Here is a 17106-nt window from a genome sequence, read left to right on the forward strand (position 1 = left end):
ATGACGGGTATGGACGGACCGGTCAGCGATGCTCTGCTGAAGCTGGGCCGGCACCTGCGCTCCGGCGCCGTATCCGATGATCTGCGCACCCTGCACCAGATCGGCGGCCGGCAGGGGGACGTCTTCTACCGTGACCGGTGGAGTCACGACAAGGTGGTGCGCTCCACGCACGGCGTGAACTGCACCGGATCGTGCTCGTGGAAGGTGTACGTCAAGGACGGCGTGATCACCTGGGAGGCCCAGCAGACCGACTACCCGAGCGTGGGCGGCGACCGGCCGGAGTACGAGCCGCGCGGCTGTCCCCGGGGTGCCGCCTTCTCCTGGTACACCTACTCGCCCACCCGGGTCCGCTTCCCGTACGCCAGGGGCGTGCTGGTGGAGATGTACCGCGAGGCCAAGGCCAGGCTGGGCGACCCGGTCGCCGCCTGGGCGGAGATCACCACGGATCCGGCCAAGCGCCGCCGCTACCAGTCGGGCCGGGGCAAGGGCGGCCTGGTGCGCGTCACCTGGGACGAGGCCACCGAGATCATCGCCGCGGCGCACGTGCACACCATCAAGACCTACGGCCCCGACCGGATCGCCGGGTTCTCCCCGATCCCCGCCATGTCGATGGCCTCCCACGCGGTCGGCGCCCGGTTCGTCTCGCTGATCGGCGGCGCGATGCTGTCGTTCTACGACTGGTACGCCGACCTGCCGGTGGCCTCCCCGCAGGTGTTCGGCGACCAGACCGACGTGCCGGAGTCGGCGGACTGGTGGGACGCCTCCTACCTGATGCTGTGGGGCTCGAACGTGCCCGTCACCCGCACGCCCGACGCGCACTTCATGGCCGAGGCGCGCTACCGGGGCCAGAAGGTGGTGGTGCTGTCGCCCGACTACAGCGACGCCTCCAAGTTCGCCGACGAGTGGCTCGCGCCGAACCCCGGCACCGACGGCGCCCTGGCCATGGCGATGGGGCACGTCATCCTCAAGGAGTTCTTCGTCGACTCCACCACGCCCGCCTTCACCGACTACGTCAAGCGTTTCACCGACCTGCCGTTCCTGGTCCGGCTGCGGGAGCGGGACGGCGCGTACCTGCCGGACAAGTTCCTCACCGCGGCCGACCTCGGGCAGGAGGGCCAGGACGGCCAGGAGGGCAAGGAGGCGGCGTTCGCCACGGTGCTGCTGGACGCGCGGACCGGCGCGCCCGTCGTGCCGAACGGCTCGCTCGCGTTCCGCTACTCCGAGCAGGGCAAGGGCCGCTGGAACCTCGACCTCGGCGAGGTGGACCCGCTGCTGACCGTCCAGGGCGGGGAGGCCGTACCGGTCGCGCTGCCGCGCTTCGACGGTCACGGCGACGGCGTGCTGGAGCGCGGCGTCCCCGTGCGGCGCGTCGGGGATCACCTGGTCACCACGGTGTACGACCTGATGCTCGCGCAGTACGGCGTCGCCCGCGACGGGCTGCCGGGCCGCTGGCCCACCGGCTACGACGACGCTGCCGAGCCGTACACCCCGGCCTGGCAGGAGGCGCTCACCTCCGTGCCGGCCGTCGCGGCGACCCGCATCGCCAGGGAGTTCGCCCGCAATGCGGAACAGTCCGGCGGCCGATCGATGATCATCATGGGTGCGGGGACGAACCACTGGTTCCACTCCGACACGATCTACCGCTCGTTCCTGGCGCTGACCACGCTGACCGGCTGCCAGGGGGTCAACGGCGGCGGCTGGGCGCACTACGTCGGCCAGGAGAAGTGCCGGCCGACCACCGGCTGGGCGCAGCTCGCCGCCGCGCTGGACTGGTCGCGCCCGCCACGGCACATGATCGGCACCGCCTACTGGTATCTGCACACCGACCAGTGGCGCTACGACTCCTTCTCCGCCGACGTCGTCTCCTCCGCGCTCGGCGACGGCGCGTTCGCCGGCAGGTCCACCGCCGACCTGCTGTCCCAGTCGGCGCGGCTGGGCTGGATGCCGTCCTACCCGACCTTCGACCGCAACCCGCTCGACCTCGCCGACGAGGCCGCCGCTGCAGGGCAGGAGGCCGGGCCGTACGTCACCGGAGAGGTCACCTCGGGCCGGCTGGGCTTCGCCTGCGAGGACCCCGACGCGCCGGAGAACTGGCCGCGCGTGCTGACCGTGTGGCGGGCCAACCTGCTCGGTTCGTCGGCCAAGGGCAACGAGTACTTCCTGCGTCACCTGCTGGGCACCGACTCGGCCGTGCGTGCCGAGGAGGCGGCCCCCGACCAGCGGCCGGACAGTGTCGCCTGGCCGGAGGAGGCGCCCAGGGGCAAGCTCGACCTGCTGCTGTCGCTGGACTTCCGGATGACCTCGACCACGCTGTTCTCCGACATCGTCCTGCCGGCCGCCACCTGGTACGAGAAGCACGACCTGTCGTCCACCGACATGCACCCGTTCGTGCACGCTTTCACCCCGGCGATCGACCCGCCGTGGCAGACCCGCACCGACTTCGCCGCCTTCCACGCCATCGCCACCGCCTTCAGCGCCCTGGCCAGGACGCACCTCGGCACGCGTACGGACCTGGTGGCGGTGCCGCTGATGCACGACACACCGGACGAGCTGGCCAACCCGCACGGGCGGGTGCGCGACTGGCGCGCGACCGGTGACACGCCCACGCCGGGGGTCGACTTCCCCAAGCTGGTCACGGTGGAGCGCGACTACGGCGCGGTCGCGGACAAGATGGCGGCCCTCGGCCCGCTGCTCGAACGGCTCGGCGCCACCACCAAGGGGCTGACGTTCGACGTCTCCGGGGAGATCGGCCGACTCGCCAGGATGACCGGAACCGTCCGTGGCGGCGTCGCCGACGGACGGCCGTCCCTGGCCCGCGACAGCGACCTGTGCGAGGCGATCCTGGCCCTGTCCGGCACGACCAACGGGCACCTGGCCGCCCAGGGCTTCGCCACGCTGGGCCGCCGTACGGGAACGTCCTTCGACGGCCTGGCCGACGAGCACAAGCAGATCACCTTCGCCGACACCCAGGCCAGGCCGGTGCCGGTGATCACCTCGCCCGAATGGTCGGGCAGCGAGGCCGACGGGCGGCGCTACTCGGCGTTCACCATCAACGTCGAGCACCGCAAACCCTGGCACACCCTCACCGGCCGCCAGCACTTCTACCTCGACCACGACTGGATGCACGAGGCGGGCGAGGCGCTGCCGGTCTACCGGCCACCGCTGAACATGACCGCGATGTTCGGCGAGCCCGGCATCGGGGACGGCGGCGAGAACGGCATCACCGTGCGCTATCTGACCCCGCACTCCAAGTGGTCCATCCACTCCGAGTATCAGGACAACCTGCTCATGCTGACCCTGTCACGCGGCGGGCCCACCATCTGGATGAGCCCGGCGGACGCGGCCAAGGCGAAGATCCGCGACAACGACTGGATCGAGGCGGTCAACCGCAACGGCGTCGTCGTGGCCCGCGCGATCGTCTCGCACCGCATGCCCGAAGGGACCGTGTACATGTACCACGCGCAGGAGCGGGTCGTGGACGTGCCCAAGAGCGAGACTTCCGGGCGGCGCGGCGGCATCCACAACTCGCTGACCCGGCTGCTGGTCAAGCCGACCCACCTGATCGGCGGCTACGCCCAGCTGTCGTTCGCGTTCAACTACCTCGGGCCCACCGGCAACCAGCGGGACGAGATCACCGTGATCCGCCGCCGTTCCCAGGAGGTCGATTACTGATGAGAGAACCCGACGCAGTGAGCGGAGTGGACACGCGAGGAACGAGCGGGTCCGCGAAGCGAATGAGGAGGGTGAACGACCAATGAGCCCGAAGGTCATGGCGCAGCTGGCCATGGTGATGAACCTGGACAAGTGCATCGGCTGCCACACCTGCTCGGTCACCTGCAAGCAGGCGTGGACCAACCGGGCGGGCACCGAGTACGTCTGGTTCAACAACGTCGAGACCCGCCCCGGTCAGGGCTATCCCCGCACCTACCAGGACCAGGAGAAGTGGCAGGGCGGCTGGGAGCTGAACCGGCGCGGCCGGCTCAAGCTGAAGGCGGGCGGGCGGCTGCGCAAGCTGTTCACCATCTTCGCCAACCCCCTCATGCCGTCCATCGGCGACTACTACGAGCCCTGGACCTACGATTACGACCGGCTCTTCTCCGCCCCGGCCACCGAGGACACCCCCGTCGCCCGGCCCAGGTCGCTGATCTCCGGCGAGCCCACGAAGATCACCTGGAGCGCGAACTGGGACGACGACCTGGGCGGCGCCCCGGAGCTGGCCCCCGCCGACCCGGTGCTGCGCAAGCTGTCGGACCAGGTCAAGCTGGAGTTCGAGCAGGCGTTCATGTTCTACCTGCCGCGCATCTGCGAGCACTGCCTGAACCCGTCCTGCGTGGCCTCCTGCCCGTCCGGCGCCATGTACAAGCGGGCCGAGGACGGCATCGTGCTGGTCGACCAGGACCGGTGCCGTGGCTGGCGGATGTGCGTGACCGGCTGCCCGTACAAGAAGGTGTATTTCAACCACCGCACCGGCAAAGCCGAGAAGTGCACGTTCTGCTATCCCCGCGTCGAGGTCGGCCTGCCCACCGTCTGCTCCGAGACCTGCGTGGGGCGGCTGCGCTACATCGGGATCATCCTGTACGACGCGGACAAGGTCGCCGAGGCGGCCAGTGTGCCTGACGAGAAGGACCTGTTCGAGGCGCAGAAGAGCGTGCTGCTGGACCCGCGCGACCCCGAGGTGGTCGCCGCCGCCCGCGCCGAGGGCATCCCCGAGGACTGGCTGGAGGCGGCCAGGAACTCGCCCGTCCACAGGCTGATCTTCGAGTTCGGGGTGGCGCTGCCGCTGCACCCGGAGTACCGGACGATGCCGATGGTCTGGTACATCCCGCCGCTGTCGCCCGTGGTGGACGTGCTGACGAGGACCGGCCACGACGGGGAGGACGCGGGCAACCTGTTCGGCGCCATCGACGCGCTGCGCATCCCGGTGGAGTACCTCGCCGAGTTGTTCACCGCCGGCGACCCCGAGCCGGTCAAGGGCGTGCTGAACCGGCTGGCCGCCATGCGCTCCTACATGCGCCGCCTCAACCTCGGCCAGGCCCCCGACGAGTCGATCGCCACCGCCGTGGGGATGGCCGGCCGGCAGATCGAGGACATGCACCGGCTGCTGGCCCTGGCTCCGTACGACGAGCGGTACGTCATCCCCACGGCCCACGCCGAGCAGGGACGGCAACTGGAGGAACTGGCCACCGGCTGCAGCCTCGACTACGAGGGCGGCCCCGGCATGAGCGGCCCGTTCGGCGAGGCGTCCGGCACGCCTGACCCGGTGGCCGTGGAGAACTTCCACGCGCTGCGCGACCGGCAGGCGGGCGACGACCTGGGCGACGCCGACGAGCTGCGCGGCCGGGTCAACCTCCTCAACTGGGACGGCAAGGGCACGCCTGACGGGCTGTTCCCGAAGCGGAACGGAGAAGGATCATGACGTGGCGCGAGAGCGAGCTGCGCACCGCCCACCTGGTGGCCTCGGTGCTGCTCGGCTATCCCGACGACCGGTTGTACGACGCCCGGCGGGTGCTGGCCGAGGCGGTGGCCACGCTGCCCGCCGGGGAGGTGCGGGACCGCCTGGCCGGGTTCCTCGACCACACCGCCGTCACCGCCCAGGGCGACCTGGCCGCCCACTATGTGGCGACTTTTGACCTCAAACGACGCTGCTGCCCGTACCTGACGTACTACTCCTACGGCGACACCCGCAAGCGCGGCGGGGCGCTGCTGCGCTTCAAGCACGCGCTGCGCGCGGCGGGCTTCGAGCTCGCCGACGGTGAGTTGCCCGATCACGTGGCGGTGGTGTGCGAGCTGTCGGCTCGTGGCGCCGTCCACGAGGCCCGCCGCCTGCTGCGGGAGCACCGGGCGGGGCTGGAGCTGCTGCGCACCGCGTTGGCGGACGAGCGCTCGCCGTACGCGGACGTGGTGGCCGCCGTCACGGCCACGCTGCCCCCCGCCGGCCGGCGCGAGCAGGAGGCCACGCTGCGGCTGGCGGCCGAGGGGCCGCCGGCCGAGGAGGTCGGACTGGAACCCTACGCCGTCATGGAGGCATCCCGGTGAGCATCCTGCTGTGGGTGGTGGCGCCGTACGTGGCGCTGACGCTGTTCGTGCTCGGGCACCTGTGGCGCTACCGCTATGACAAGTTCGGCTGGACGACCCGCTCGTCCCAGATGTACGAGTCGCGGCTGCTGCGCATCGGCAGTCCGCTGTTCCACTTCGGCATCCTGGTCGTGCTGCTCGGCCACATCGGCGGGCTGGTCATCCCGAAGAGCTGGACGGAGGCGGTGGGCATCGGCGAGGCCGCCTACCACGTGGTCGCCGTCGTGCTCGGCACCATCGCGGGCATCGCCACCCTGGGCGGCCTGGCGATCCTCATCTACCGGCGGCGCACCGTCGGGCCGGTGTTCACCGCCACCACGCGCAACGACAAGCTGATGTACGTGGTGCTGGCGATCACCATCGTGCTCGGCCTGGCCGCCACGGTCGCGGCCAACGTCGTCGGGGGCGGCTACGACTACCGCACCACCATCTCCCCCTGGTTCCGGTCGATCTTCTACCTCAGCCCCGATCCGGCGTTGATGGCGGGCGCGCCGCTGCTGTTCCAGCTGCACGCTTTGAGCGCGCTGGTGCTGTTCGCCATCTGGCCGTTCACCCGGCTCGTGCACATGCTCACCGCGCCCGTCGGCTATCTGACCCGGCCCTACGTGGTCTACCGCAGCCGCGACGAGCAACCGGCCGGCGCCCGTCCACCCCGGCGCGGCTGGGAGCCCTCCCGCTGACACTTCTCTCCACGGACGGAAAGTCGCATACTGCAAGAAAGGGGGTAAATCAGGAGGCGACATTGCGGTCATGGGCCTTTCACGTGAGGAAGAACGGGCGCTCCAGGAGATCGAGGAGCAGCTGGCCTTCGACGACCCCGATCTCGACGCCCTGCTGACCAGAGCGCAGTCCGCACAGCCCGCACAGCCCGCGCGGTTCGGGCCCCGGCGGAAGTTCTCGATGGGCCTGGCCGCGTGGTGGGTGCTCGCCGTCCTGGCCTACGTGGTGTTCGTGATCGGCCTCGTCATGACGGTGACCACGCCGGAGGAGGCCTGTCGCGGCGCACAGGGCCCCTGTGAGCAGCCTTCGGTCACGAAAGTTGCGCAAATTATGTAGATCGGTCTAGCTTTAGCCGCATGGCGGTCAAGGGTGACCAGACGCGGGCGCGGTTGATCGACGCCGCGCGCACGCTGGTGGAGGCGCGGGGCTACTTCGGCACCGGCCTCAACGAGGTGATCGAGGCCGGCAAGGCTCCCCGGGGCTCGCTGTACCACCATTTCCCCGGCGGCAAGGATCAGCTGACCGCCGAGGCCCTCACCGCCTCCGCGCGGGAGATCGACACGGTGATCGGCGACCTGGCGGAGCGCGCTCCCGACACCCGGGCACTGGTCGAGGCACTGCTGGACGCCCTGGCCGACCGGATGGAGGAGGCGGCGTACTCCAAGGGCTGCCCGATCGCGACGGTCGCCCTGGAGGTGGCGGCCACCAACGACCCGCTCCAGAAGGTCTGCGCGGACGCCTACGACGGGTGGCAGCGGGCGCTCGCCGACCGCCTGGCCGCCGACGGCCACGCCGCCGGGGACGCCGAGGACCTGGCCTGCTCCTTGCTGGCCCTGATCGAGGGGGCGCTGGTGCTGGCCCGCGCCCATCGCAGCCGGACCCCGATCGAGCGGGCCCGGCGTACGGTGGGAGCCCTGCTCGGCTCCTGAACCCGACGGCCTTTCGGCAAGGCCGTTCGCATGGCTTCAGATTATGTAGATCGGTCTACAGGAAGAGTGGTCATCGTGCAGGAACCGGACACCCTGGTCGTCGGCGCGACCGGCTTCGTCGGCCGCTGGCTGACGGCGGAGTTGCTCGCTCGGGGACGGCCGGTCGCCGCCACCGTCCGGGGCGGCCCCACCCGTGACGCCGAGCTCCGCGCCTGGCTGCGCGAGCACGGCGTGGACGACCGGGCTCTCACCGTCGTCCCGGCCGACACCACCCGGACAGGGCTCGGGCTGTCCGAGGACGACCGGCTGAATCCCGTACGGGACGTCGAGGATCGGCTGGCTTCGGTACGGGACGTCTTCAACACCGCCGGCACCTTCCGCTTCGGACTGAGCCGGCAGGAAGCGCGGCGCGCCAACGTCGACGGCGCCCTGAACGTCCTGCGCTGGGCCGGCGCCCGCCCCCACCTGCGGCGGCTGGTCCACGTGTCCGGTTACCGGGTCGCCGAGACGCTGACCCACCCCGCGTCGGAGGACCGGCTGGCCGGCCTCTACCGGCGCTACGGCGCGTACGAGGCGTCGAAGCGCGAGGGTGACGCGGCGGTCCGCGCCATCGCGGAGAAGGAGGGGATCCCGCTGACCACGGTCAATCCCGCCACCGTGATCGGGCACTCGGTCACCGGCGAGGCCGGGCAGTATCTCGGCCTGGCCGATCTGGTCCGGCAGCTGTGGGCCGGCCGGCTCCCGGCGCTGCCCGGCACCCGGCGCACGTTCGTCCCGGTCGTCACCGTCGACCACCTCGCCCGCTTCCTGGCCGCCGTGCCCGAGCACGACCGTGGGCCGTACCACGCCCACTGGGTCCTCGACGACGCCACCCCCGAGCTGCCCGAGCTGGTCGCGCTCCTCGCCCGGCACCTCGGCGTGCGCGCGCCGCGCCTGCTCCTGCCGGTCGGTCTCGTACGGCGACTGCCGCGCGCGCTGACCGGAGCCGACCCCGAGACGCTGACGTTCCTGTCCGAGGAGCGCTACGACACCTCGTCGGCCGACGCCGTCGGGCTGCGCCACCCGCCCGTGGCCGACGCCCTGCGCCGCTGGGCCGACCGGCTCGTCGCCGACCGCTTCGGCCAGGACGCCCGGCCGGCGGGTTCCACCAGGTCACCGGGGTCCGGACCTACCTCGCTGACGACGGCGTGTCGCCCAGGTCGCTGCCGCTTCGGCCGTTTGACGTGAGTATGCCGGGTAGGCAACCGCCATGTGCCTGGTTCGCTTGCTCGCGACGCTGACCGCCATCGCCTGCCTGGCAGGGTGCGGAACGGGGGCTCCAGCGAGCCCACCGGCATCTCCGCCGGCGAGTCCGACGGCCACCGAACGACCGCAGAGCTCGCCGAGCCCGGACGGCCTGTTCAGCCGCATTCCCGGCATCGTGCGGCAGGTGGAGCCGTCGGTGGTGACCATCTTCACCCCCGGGTCGCTGGGCAGCGGGGTGGTCTACCGCGCCGACGGCATCATCCTGACCAACGAACACGTCGTCGAGGGCCAGCGGCGCGTCCAGGTGGCCTTCGCCGACGGCAAGCGGACCGACGGCCGGGTGCTGGCCACCGACGCCCGCACCGACCTGGCCGTGGTCAAGGCCGAGCGGGACGACCTGCACCCGGCCACCTTCCAGCCGAAGCTGCCGGTGCCGGGTGAGCTCGCACTGGCCCTCGGCAGCCCGCTGGGCTTCGAGAACACGGTGACCGCCGGCATCATCTCCGGCCTGGACCGGGAGGTGCCGGACTCGGCGCAGGCGGGCCACGCCCTGGTCGACCTGATCCAGACCGACGCCGCGATCTCGCCCGGAGTCTCCGGCGGCGCGCTGGTGAACGCCCGCGGCGAGGTCGTCGGCATCAACGAGGCCTACATCCCGCCGCAGGAGGGCGCGGTGTCCATCGGCTTCGCGATCCCCGCCGGCGTCGTCACCTGGGCCGCCGACCAGCTGCTCGACAAGGGCAAGGTCACCCACTCCTTCCTCGGCGTCGGCCTGCGGACGCTGACGCCGGAGATCGCCCAGTCCCTCGACGTCGGGACCGAGGGTGGCGCCATCATCACCTCCATCGTCAGGGGCGGCCCCGCCGCCGACGCCGGTCTCCGGCGGGGTGACGTGATCACCGCCTTCGCCGGGCAGCCGGTCCGCACCTCGGAGGACGTCGTCGACAAGCTGCGTGACCTCCGGCCGGGTACGAAGACGACCGTCGAGGTCCAGCGTGACGGATCCACCGAGCAGGTCGACGTCACGATCGGCGAGGCTCCGGCGTCATGAGGGGCCGCGCGGCCGGGCAAGGCTTGCTCAAGATGGCCCCCCAGATCGGCGTGGAGTCTGGGCCGGCCGCTCGCGACAACGTGCGATGGCGGTCGGGAAGGTTGATTGGAGCCCGTACATGACCAAGATCAGCAAAGCCGTCGCGGGGCCGAGCCGGTTTCTCGACGAGCGTCTGGGCGGGGCGAACTTCCTCAAGCGGAACCTGCGCAAGGTCTTTCCGGACCACTGGTCGTTCCTGCTGGGCGAGATCGCACTGTACGCGTTCATCGTCCTGCTGCTGACCGGCACGTTCCTCACCTTCTGGTACGTCCCGAGCATGGAGCACGTCACCTACGACGGCCCGTACGCGCCGCTGAGGGGCGTCGAGATGTCGGCGGCGTACGCCTCGTCGCTGGAGATCAGCTTCGAGGTGCGCGGCGGGCTGCTGCTCCGGCAGATCCACCACTGGGCGGCGCTGCTGTTCATCGGCGGCCTGATGGTGCACATGCTCCGGGTGTTCTTCACCGGCGCCTACCGCAAGCCGCGTGAGCTGAACTGGCTGATCGGCCTGACCCTGTTCACCGTGGCCCTGGTCGAGGGCCTGACCGGCTACTCGCTGCCGGACGACCTGCTGTCGGGTGCCGGGCTACGGATCACCCAGGGGGTGATGCTGTCGATCCCGGTCATCGGCACCTACCTGTCGTTCTTCCTCTTCGGCGGCGAGTACCCGGGCGAGGTGGTGATCCCCCGGTTCTACTCGATCCACATCCTGCTCATCCCGGGCCTCCTGCTGGCGCTCATCACCGCGCACCTGATCCTGATGTGGGTGCAGAAGCACACCCAGATGCCGGGCAAGGGCCGTACAGAGATGAACGTGGTCGGCGCGCCCTTCTTCCCCGCGTTCATGGCCAAGGCGGGCGCGTACACGCTGTTCACCATCGCCGTGCTCACCGGGCTGTCCACCTTCGCCCAGATCAACCCCATCTGGCTGTACGGCCCCTACAGCCCGGCCGACGTCTCAGCCGGATCGCAGCCCGACTTCTACATGGGCTTCCTGGAGGGAGCCCTGCGCCTGATGCCCTCCTGGGAGATCAACGCCTTCGGCTTCACGCTGGCGCTCAGCGTGCTGATCCCGGCGCTGGTGCCGCTGGGATTGATCTTCACCGGCCTGGCGTTGTACCCGTTCCTGGAACAGTGGATCACCGGCGACCGGCGCGAGCACCACATCGCCGACCGGCCGCGCAACAACCCGCACCGCACGGCCATCGGCGTGGCCGGCGTCACGTTCTTCTCCATCCTCACCATCATGGGGGCGAACGACCTCTTCTCCGCCTTCTTCCACATCCCACTGTTCTGGACCACCTGGATCGGCCGGTTCGCGCTCTTCCTCGGCCCGGCCATCGCCTACGTCGTCACCTACCGGATCTGCGTCGGCCTGCAGCGCGCCGACGCCCGGGTCCTCGCTCACGGTGTGGAGTCCGGGGTGATCACGCGGCTGCCGCACGGTGAGTTCGTCGAGGTGCACGCGCCGCCCGCCGACGACCTCGCGGCGCACGTACGCGGCAAGAAGCCGATCCCGATGCTGCCGGGAGCGGACGGCGACGGCCAGGTGCCGCCCGAGACCGCGCGCGGCCTGATCGGCCGGCTCCGCACCAGGATGAGCCGGGCCTACGGCGGCGAGAAGGCGCCCCTGGAGGAGAAGCACGAGGAGGAGCACGAGGCGAAGGTGCCCGCCGGACGGGACGAGCCGCCGCGCAGCTGACCCGCCGGCTTGTCGAACTCGGCAAGCCGGGCGGCCCAGGCTTGTCCCCGGCCACGCTGACGCCGGCCGCGACCTGCGGGTTTCATGGCCTTGTGCTGGAACAACCAATCTTCGCCCTGAACGAGCCCGCCACCCTGCGCGCCCTGATCGCCGAGCAGGGATGGGCGCTGCTGGTCAGCGACGGCGGTCCCGTGGTCTCCCACGTGCCGATCATCCCCGACCCCGCGACGGCCGGGCCGGAGATCGTCGGGCACGTGGCCAGGGCGGACGCCGAGCTGCACGGGCTGGGCGAGCGGCCCGTCGCCGTGGTGGTGCAGGGGCCGCACGGGTACGTCTCCCCCACGCTCTACCAGGACGGGCCGTACGTGCCGACGTGGAACTACGTGACGGTGCACCTGTACGGCACGCCGGAGATCCTCGGCCCGGAGGAGACGTACCAGGTGCTGTCCGACAGCGTGGACCACTACGAACGGGATCGGCCGCGGCCGTTCCGGCTGTCCGGCGTCGAGGAGTACGCGCACCGGCTGCTGCCGGCCGTGACCGGGTTCCGGCTGGTGCCGGATCGGGCGGTGGGCAAGGCCAAGCTCAGCCAGGACAAGCCCGCCGAGCTGGCCGACCGGGTGATCGCCGGCTTGGCCGAGGGCGCCCTGGTGGCGGCGATGCGGGAAGCTCACCGCCGCACACCCTGACCCTCAAGCGCGGGCCGCATGCCGCGTGCCGCACCGCCGGGCGCCCTGACCCGTCAGGCGTGGGCCGCGCCCGCCAGGATCGCGCCGTACTGGATGGCCACCAGGTCGTGGATGGGGATCGTGCGGGCGGCGGTCTCGCTCTCCTCGCACCAGCGCGCGTGCAGCTCGGCGAGCTCGCCGGCCCTGGCGCGGATGACGGGAGTGCCGTTGCCGACGGCCATCTCACCCTCCAGCGCCCTCAGCAGGATCCCGCCGAAGCGCAGCCGCGCGCTGGCCAGGCTGTCCCGGCAGGAGAACACCTCGGCCACGGTCGCGGGCCGGTCTCCGGAGGGGTCGACGGCCCGCCGCTCGTCGGTCTCGGCCCAATCCGCCAGCATCGGCACGAACGCCCTGCTGGCACTGAGGAACGGCGAGGCCGTCACCAGGTCGCCGCTGACTGCGGACAGCGTCGCGTCCAGGATCTCGTGGGTCTCGCGCATCCGCTTGGCCTGCTCCTGGATCAGGTCACGGTAGGAGCGGCCCACGGGCGAGGTGTCGGCGGCCTCCGGCTCGGTCCAGTACGGGATCTCGGCGGTCAGTCCGAGGGTGCCGTACTTCTTGATGTAGGAGTCGCTGGCCGCGCCGCCGATGTGCGGGACCGGGTCCTGCCCGTTGGCCTCCAGGTAGTCGTAGGCGTCCTCCATCGTGGGGGCCTGGTAGATGGCCTGCTCGAAGGAGCGGACCGCGGGATGCTCGGCCTCGCCCGCGTGCAGCGGCACGCCGTATCTGCCGGGCAGTTCCTTCAGCACGGCGTGCAGCTCGGGGACCGGCCGGTTCAGGTAGTAGAAGACGCCGCCGGACTCGCCGTTGTGCAGGGTGGTGAAGAAGGCCGGCCGGGTGTCGTCGATGAGCCGCATGAGGGCCAGCGTCTCGGGGAGCACCCGGTCGAAGTAGGAGCGTTTGTAGGAGAACGGGAAGGTCCATTCGACCTGCTCGTCGGGGGCCGGCCGGTAGAAGTGCCTGCCGTAGTGGGCCTTGGTGAACGGCCCGGCGAACCAGCCCTCGTTGAGGCGGGTGCCGTCCGGGTCGAGGCAGCCGACGATGTGCCAGGTGTAGCCGGTGGCGCGGCGCAGGTCGGCGTCGGTGCAGAGCCGGGTGGCCAGATGGGTGACGGTCAGGCCGCCGATGGGCTCGTTCGGATGCGGCCCGGCGGCGACGATCGCGTGCCGGGGGCCGTCGCCCACGGTGAGGCAGAGCAGGGGGTCGCCGAGGCGGGAGGTGCCGATCCGGCGCAGGCCGGCCACGCCGGGGTGGCCGTCGGCGAGGGCGGCGAGGCTTTCGTGCACCTCGTCCACGGTGGCGAAGCGGTCGAAGGCGGGGACGGAGTCGAGTTCGTCGAGCACGCTCCAGTGTGCGAGACGAGCCGGGCGCCGGGCATCGTCGCAGGTCCCAACGTCCGAGACGGCGACTTGTCGGAATCGTCAAGCCGGTGAGAGCCTAGCCCGCATGGGTGCTGACGGTTCGATGGCCAGGCCGTACCAACCCCTGCTCGACCAGGTGCTGGAGACGCTCGGCAGTCATGTGCTGTCGGCCGCGTACCTGCCCGAGGGCGCGCCCGTCACGGTGGGCGAGCCGGAGGTGCACGACCCCGCGGACCACCTTGAGGAGGGGGCGGGCCGGGTGCTGCTCGCGGTCGGCTCGGCGACGGCGGAGCTGGTCGGGCAGGCGGGGCTGAACGGCTATCACGCGGTCGTGGTCAAGGATCGCGGCGCCGACCTCGCCCCGCTGGTCACGGCGGCGAAACAGGCGGAGGTCGCCCTGCTCATCGCCCCCGAGCGGCTGCCGTGGCGGCAGCTGGACGCGCTGCTGACGACCGCGATCGCCGGGCCGGGCGCGGCCGGCACCACCTACTCCTCGGTGGGCATGGGTGACCTGTTCGCGCTGGCCAACGTGATCGCCTCGACGATCGGTGGCGCGACCTGCATCGAGGATCCGCAGGGCAACGTGCTGAGCTACTCCAACCTGCCCGGCCAGGAGATCGACGAGATCCGCAAGCAGGGCATCCTGGGCCGCAGGACGCCGCAGCGGCCGACGAACCGCACCGAGTACGGCCGGGTGTTCAACGCCGACGGGCCGGTGCGCTTCGACAGCCTCTTCGACGGGCACACGCCGCGCCTGGCCACGGCGGTGCGGGCCGGCGCCCAGCTGCTCGGCTTCATCTGGGTGCTGGACGGGGTGCCCGGGGTCGAGCCGGAGGCGATGCGGCTGCTGGACGACGCCGCCAGGATCGCCGCCCTGCACCTGCTGCGGGCGCGTACCCCCGTCGACCCGCGCCGCTGGCATCGGGCCGAGACGCTGCGCGCGCTGCTGGAGGGCCACACCTCCGAGACGGCCGCCGCCGCCCGGCTCGGCCTGCCGGCGGACACGCCGGTCGCCGTGGTGGTGTTCGCGCCGGCCGCGCCGACGGCCGAGCCGGGCACCGCGATGGCCGGGGTGCTGGAGCTGGTGAGCCTGGCCTGCGAGGCGGGGCATCCGGAGTCGGCGTGCACGATGGGCGGCGGCCGCATCCACGCCCTGCTGCCGATGATCGCCGATACTTCCGTTGAGCAGCTCGTCAAGTCCGTCACCGAGGTGACGTCGGCGGTGCTCAAGTCGGCGCGGGTCGGGCTGCACGCGGGCATCGGCCCGGTGGTGCAGGGTCTGGGCCTGGCCGCCGCCTCCGGCCGGCTCGCCGAGCGGGTGGTCCAGGTGCTGGCCGAGAGCGGCGGCACGACTCCGTCGGTCGCCACCGACGAGCAGGTGCGCAGCCGCATCGCCCTGCTCGACCTGGTCGAACGCGGCGGCGCGGAGCGGGACCGGCTGCTGGAGCCGGTGCGCAGGATGATGGAGCACGACGCCGCCCACTCCACCACGCACGCCGCCAGCCTGCTGGCCTATCTGGACGCCTTCGGCGAGGCCGCCAAGGCCGCCGCCGAGCTGTCGGTGCACGAGAACACGCTGCGCTACCGGGTGCGCAGGCTGCAGGAGCTGTTCGCGCTGGACCTGGGCGACCCGACCGACCGCCTGGTGGTCTGGCTCCAGCTGCGGTTGCTGCAACTGGCGGGCGAGCTGTAGAAGGGAACAAGCCGCCCCCCGGGGGACGTCCGCTTTCAACGATGAGCGGGCGGCGCCCTCACTCCTAACGTCATGGCCATGTCCTCCTCTCTCTCGTCCTCTCTCTTGCTGCGCAACGCGCGGATGGGCCCGCGCGGCCCCATCCGCCACGTCCTGATCGCCGGCGGCCTCGTCACCGAGGTGAGCGCCGAGCCGCCTCCCGCCGACGAGTCGGTGGACGTTCAGGGCGCCACGCTGCTGCCCGGACTGTGGGACGCGCACGTGCACGCCGTCCAGTGGGCGCAGGCCCGCCGCCGCGTCGACCTCAGCGGCGCGCGCTCGGCGCGCGAGGCCGTCTCCCTGATGCTGCCCTGCTCGGGGCTCAGTGTCGGGTACGGATTCCGCGACGGGCTGTGGCCCGACACCCCCGGCAAGGCGATGCTGGAGGCCGCGGCCCCCGGCAGACCCATCGTGATGATCAGCAAGGACCTGCACACCGCCTGGCTCAGCCCTGCCGCGCTGACCCTCATCGGCAGGGGTGATCACCCGACCGGGGTGCTGCGCGAGCAGGAGTGCTACACGGCGGTGGCCGAGCTGCCCCCGCCGCCGGCGGCCGAGCTGGACCGCTGGGTGGCCGAGGCGACCACGGCCGCCGCCGCGCGAGGCGTCGTCGGGCTGCAGGACTTCGAGCTGGCCGACAACGTCACCGACTGGGCCCGGCGGGGCCGCGAGCACCGCCTGGACGTGCGGGTCACCTGCACGATCCCCAAGGGGCGGCTGGAGGAGGCCATCGATCGAGGTCTGCGCACCGGTGAGGTCGTGGCGGGCTCCGGCGGCCTGCTGGAGGTCGGGCCGCTGAAGATCTTCGTGGACGGCTCGCTGAACACCAGGACCGCCTACTGCGAGACCCCCTACCCGGGCACGAGCTCACACGGGCTGCTGGAGACCCCGCCGGAGGACCTGCGCGCCACGATGGCGCGGGCCTTCGCGCACGGCCTGCATCCGGCCGTGCACGCCATCGGCGACCTGGCGGCGGGCATCGCGCTGGACGCCTTCGACAGCGTCGGGTGCCCCGGCCGGATCGAGCACGCCCAGCTGCTCCGACCTGCGGACTTCGCCCGGTTCGCCAAGCCGGGCCTGGTGGCGGGGGTGCAGCCCGCGCACGCGCCCGACGACAGGGACGTGGCCGACCTGCACTGGCACGGCAGGACCGGCCGCGCCTTCGCCTACGCCGACCTCCTGGCGGCGGGCGCGCGGCTGGAGCTCGGCTCGGACGCGCCGGTCTCGCCGCTGGACCCGTGGGACGGCATCGCCTCGGCGATCTCCAGGACCGACGACGACCGCGCCCCCTGGCATCCCGAGCAGGCGATCCCCCTGTCCGCGGCGCTGCCGGCCGCCAGCAGGGGCAGGGCGGGGGTGCGGCCGGGCGATCCCGCCGATCTGATGCTCACCGCGTCCGATCCGGCCGACCTCGGCCCGGCCGCGCTGCGCGGCATCGAGATCGTCGGGACTCTGCTCGGCGGCCGGTGGACCCACCGTTCGCCCTCGCTGTTCACCCGCTGTTCCATGTGACAAAGGCACCCG

At 71.7% G+C, this 17106-nt stretch carries 13 protein-coding genes; 12 read left to right on the plus strand and 1 reads right to left on the minus strand.

Going from position 1 to position 17106, the window contains the following annotated elements; genetic code table 11:
- From ACIBQX_RS22425 to ACIBQX_RS22470, 10 genes are all read left to right on the plus strand, one after another.
- The gene (locus ACIBQX_RS22425) at positions 1–3672 is read left to right on the plus strand and encodes a nitrate reductase subunit alpha (RefSeq protein ID WP_397007413.1); all 3672 of its coding nucleotides are present in this window, start codon (positions 1–3) and stop codon (positions 3670–3672) included.
- An 82-nt stretch (positions 3673–3754) separates the two neighbouring features.
- Positions 3755–5416: a nitrate reductase subunit beta gene (narH, locus tag ACIBQX_RS22430; protein ID WP_397007415.1), complete on the plus strand. Its 1662-nt coding sequence runs from the start codon at positions 3755–3757 to the stop codon at positions 5414–5416.
- A complete protein-coding gene (narJ, locus tag ACIBQX_RS22435) occupies positions 5413–6036 on the plus strand; it encodes a nitrate reductase molybdenum cofactor assembly chaperone (protein WP_397007417.1) in 624 nt (207 codons plus the stop codon). The genes narH and narJ overlap by 4 nt, the downstream gene beginning before the upstream one ends.
- Positions 6033–6755 (plus strand): respiratory nitrate reductase subunit gamma, encoded by a 723-nt coding sequence (gene narI, locus ACIBQX_RS22440; protein ID WP_397007419.1) that lies wholly within the window; start codon positions 6033–6035, stop codon positions 6753–6755. The genes narJ and narI overlap by 4 nt, the downstream gene beginning before the upstream one ends.
- Positions 6756–6825: 70 nt before the next feature.
- Positions 6826–7131, plus strand: coding sequence for a DUF3040 domain-containing protein (locus ACIBQX_RS22445; RefSeq protein WP_397007421.1), 306 nt, complete (start codon positions 6826–6828; stop codon positions 7129–7131).
- 20 nt (positions 7132–7151) lie between these two features.
- A complete protein-coding gene (locus tag ACIBQX_RS22450; protein ID WP_397007423.1) occupies positions 7152–7724 on the plus strand; it encodes a TetR/AcrR family transcriptional regulator in 573 nt (190 codons plus the stop codon).
- A 75-nt stretch (positions 7725–7799) separates the two neighbouring features.
- Positions 7800–8951 (plus strand): SDR family oxidoreductase, encoded by a 1152-nt coding sequence (locus ACIBQX_RS22455; RefSeq protein ID WP_397007425.1) that lies wholly within the window; start codon positions 7800–7802, stop codon positions 8949–8951.
- A 22-nt stretch (positions 8952–8973) separates the two neighbouring features.
- Positions 8974–10020, plus strand: a complete 1047-nt coding sequence (locus tag ACIBQX_RS22460) for a S1C family serine protease (protein ID WP_397007427.1) — start codon at positions 8974–8976, stop codon at positions 10018–10020.
- Between the two features lie 118 nt (positions 10021–10138).
- Positions 10139–11761 carry a cytochrome bc complex cytochrome b subunit gene (locus tag ACIBQX_RS22465; RefSeq protein WP_397007429.1) on the plus strand — a complete coding sequence of 541 codons (1623 nt, stop codon included), beginning with the start codon at positions 10139–10141 and terminating at the stop codon, positions 11759–11761.
- Positions 11762–11853: 92 nt separating this feature from the next.
- Positions 11854–12450 (plus strand): FMN-binding negative transcriptional regulator, encoded by a 597-nt coding sequence (locus ACIBQX_RS22470; protein ID WP_397007431.1) that lies wholly within the window; start codon positions 11854–11856, stop codon positions 12448–12450.
- A 53-nt stretch (positions 12451–12503) separates the two neighbouring features.
- Here ACIBQX_RS22470 and ACIBQX_RS22475 read toward each other — a convergent pair whose 3' ends face one another.
- On the minus strand, positions 12504–13832 hold the full coding sequence (locus tag ACIBQX_RS22475) for a M14 family zinc carboxypeptidase (RefSeq protein WP_397007433.1): 1329 nt from the start codon (positions 13830–13832) through the stop codon (positions 12504–12506).
- A 103-nt stretch (positions 13833–13935) separates the two neighbouring features.
- On the opposite strand from ACIBQX_RS22475, the gene ACIBQX_RS22480 reads away from it, so the two are divergent.
- Together ACIBQX_RS22480 and ACIBQX_RS22485 are read left to right on the plus strand one after the other, a co-directional pair.
- Positions 13936–15543, plus strand: coding sequence for a PucR family transcriptional regulator (locus tag ACIBQX_RS22480; RefSeq protein WP_397007435.1), 1608 nt, complete (start codon positions 13936–13938; stop codon positions 15541–15543).
- 78 nt (positions 15544–15621) lie between these two features.
- On the plus strand, positions 15622–17094 hold the full coding sequence (locus ACIBQX_RS22485) for an amidohydrolase (RefSeq protein WP_397007437.1): 1473 nt from the start codon (positions 15622–15624) through the stop codon (positions 17092–17094).
- Positions 17095–17106 lie beyond the last annotated feature (12 nt).

This window comes from Nonomuraea sp. NPDC049714 (assembly GCF_044465295.1).
Lineage (GTDB): Bacteria > Actinomycetota > Actinomycetes > Streptosporangiales > Streptosporangiaceae > Nonomuraea.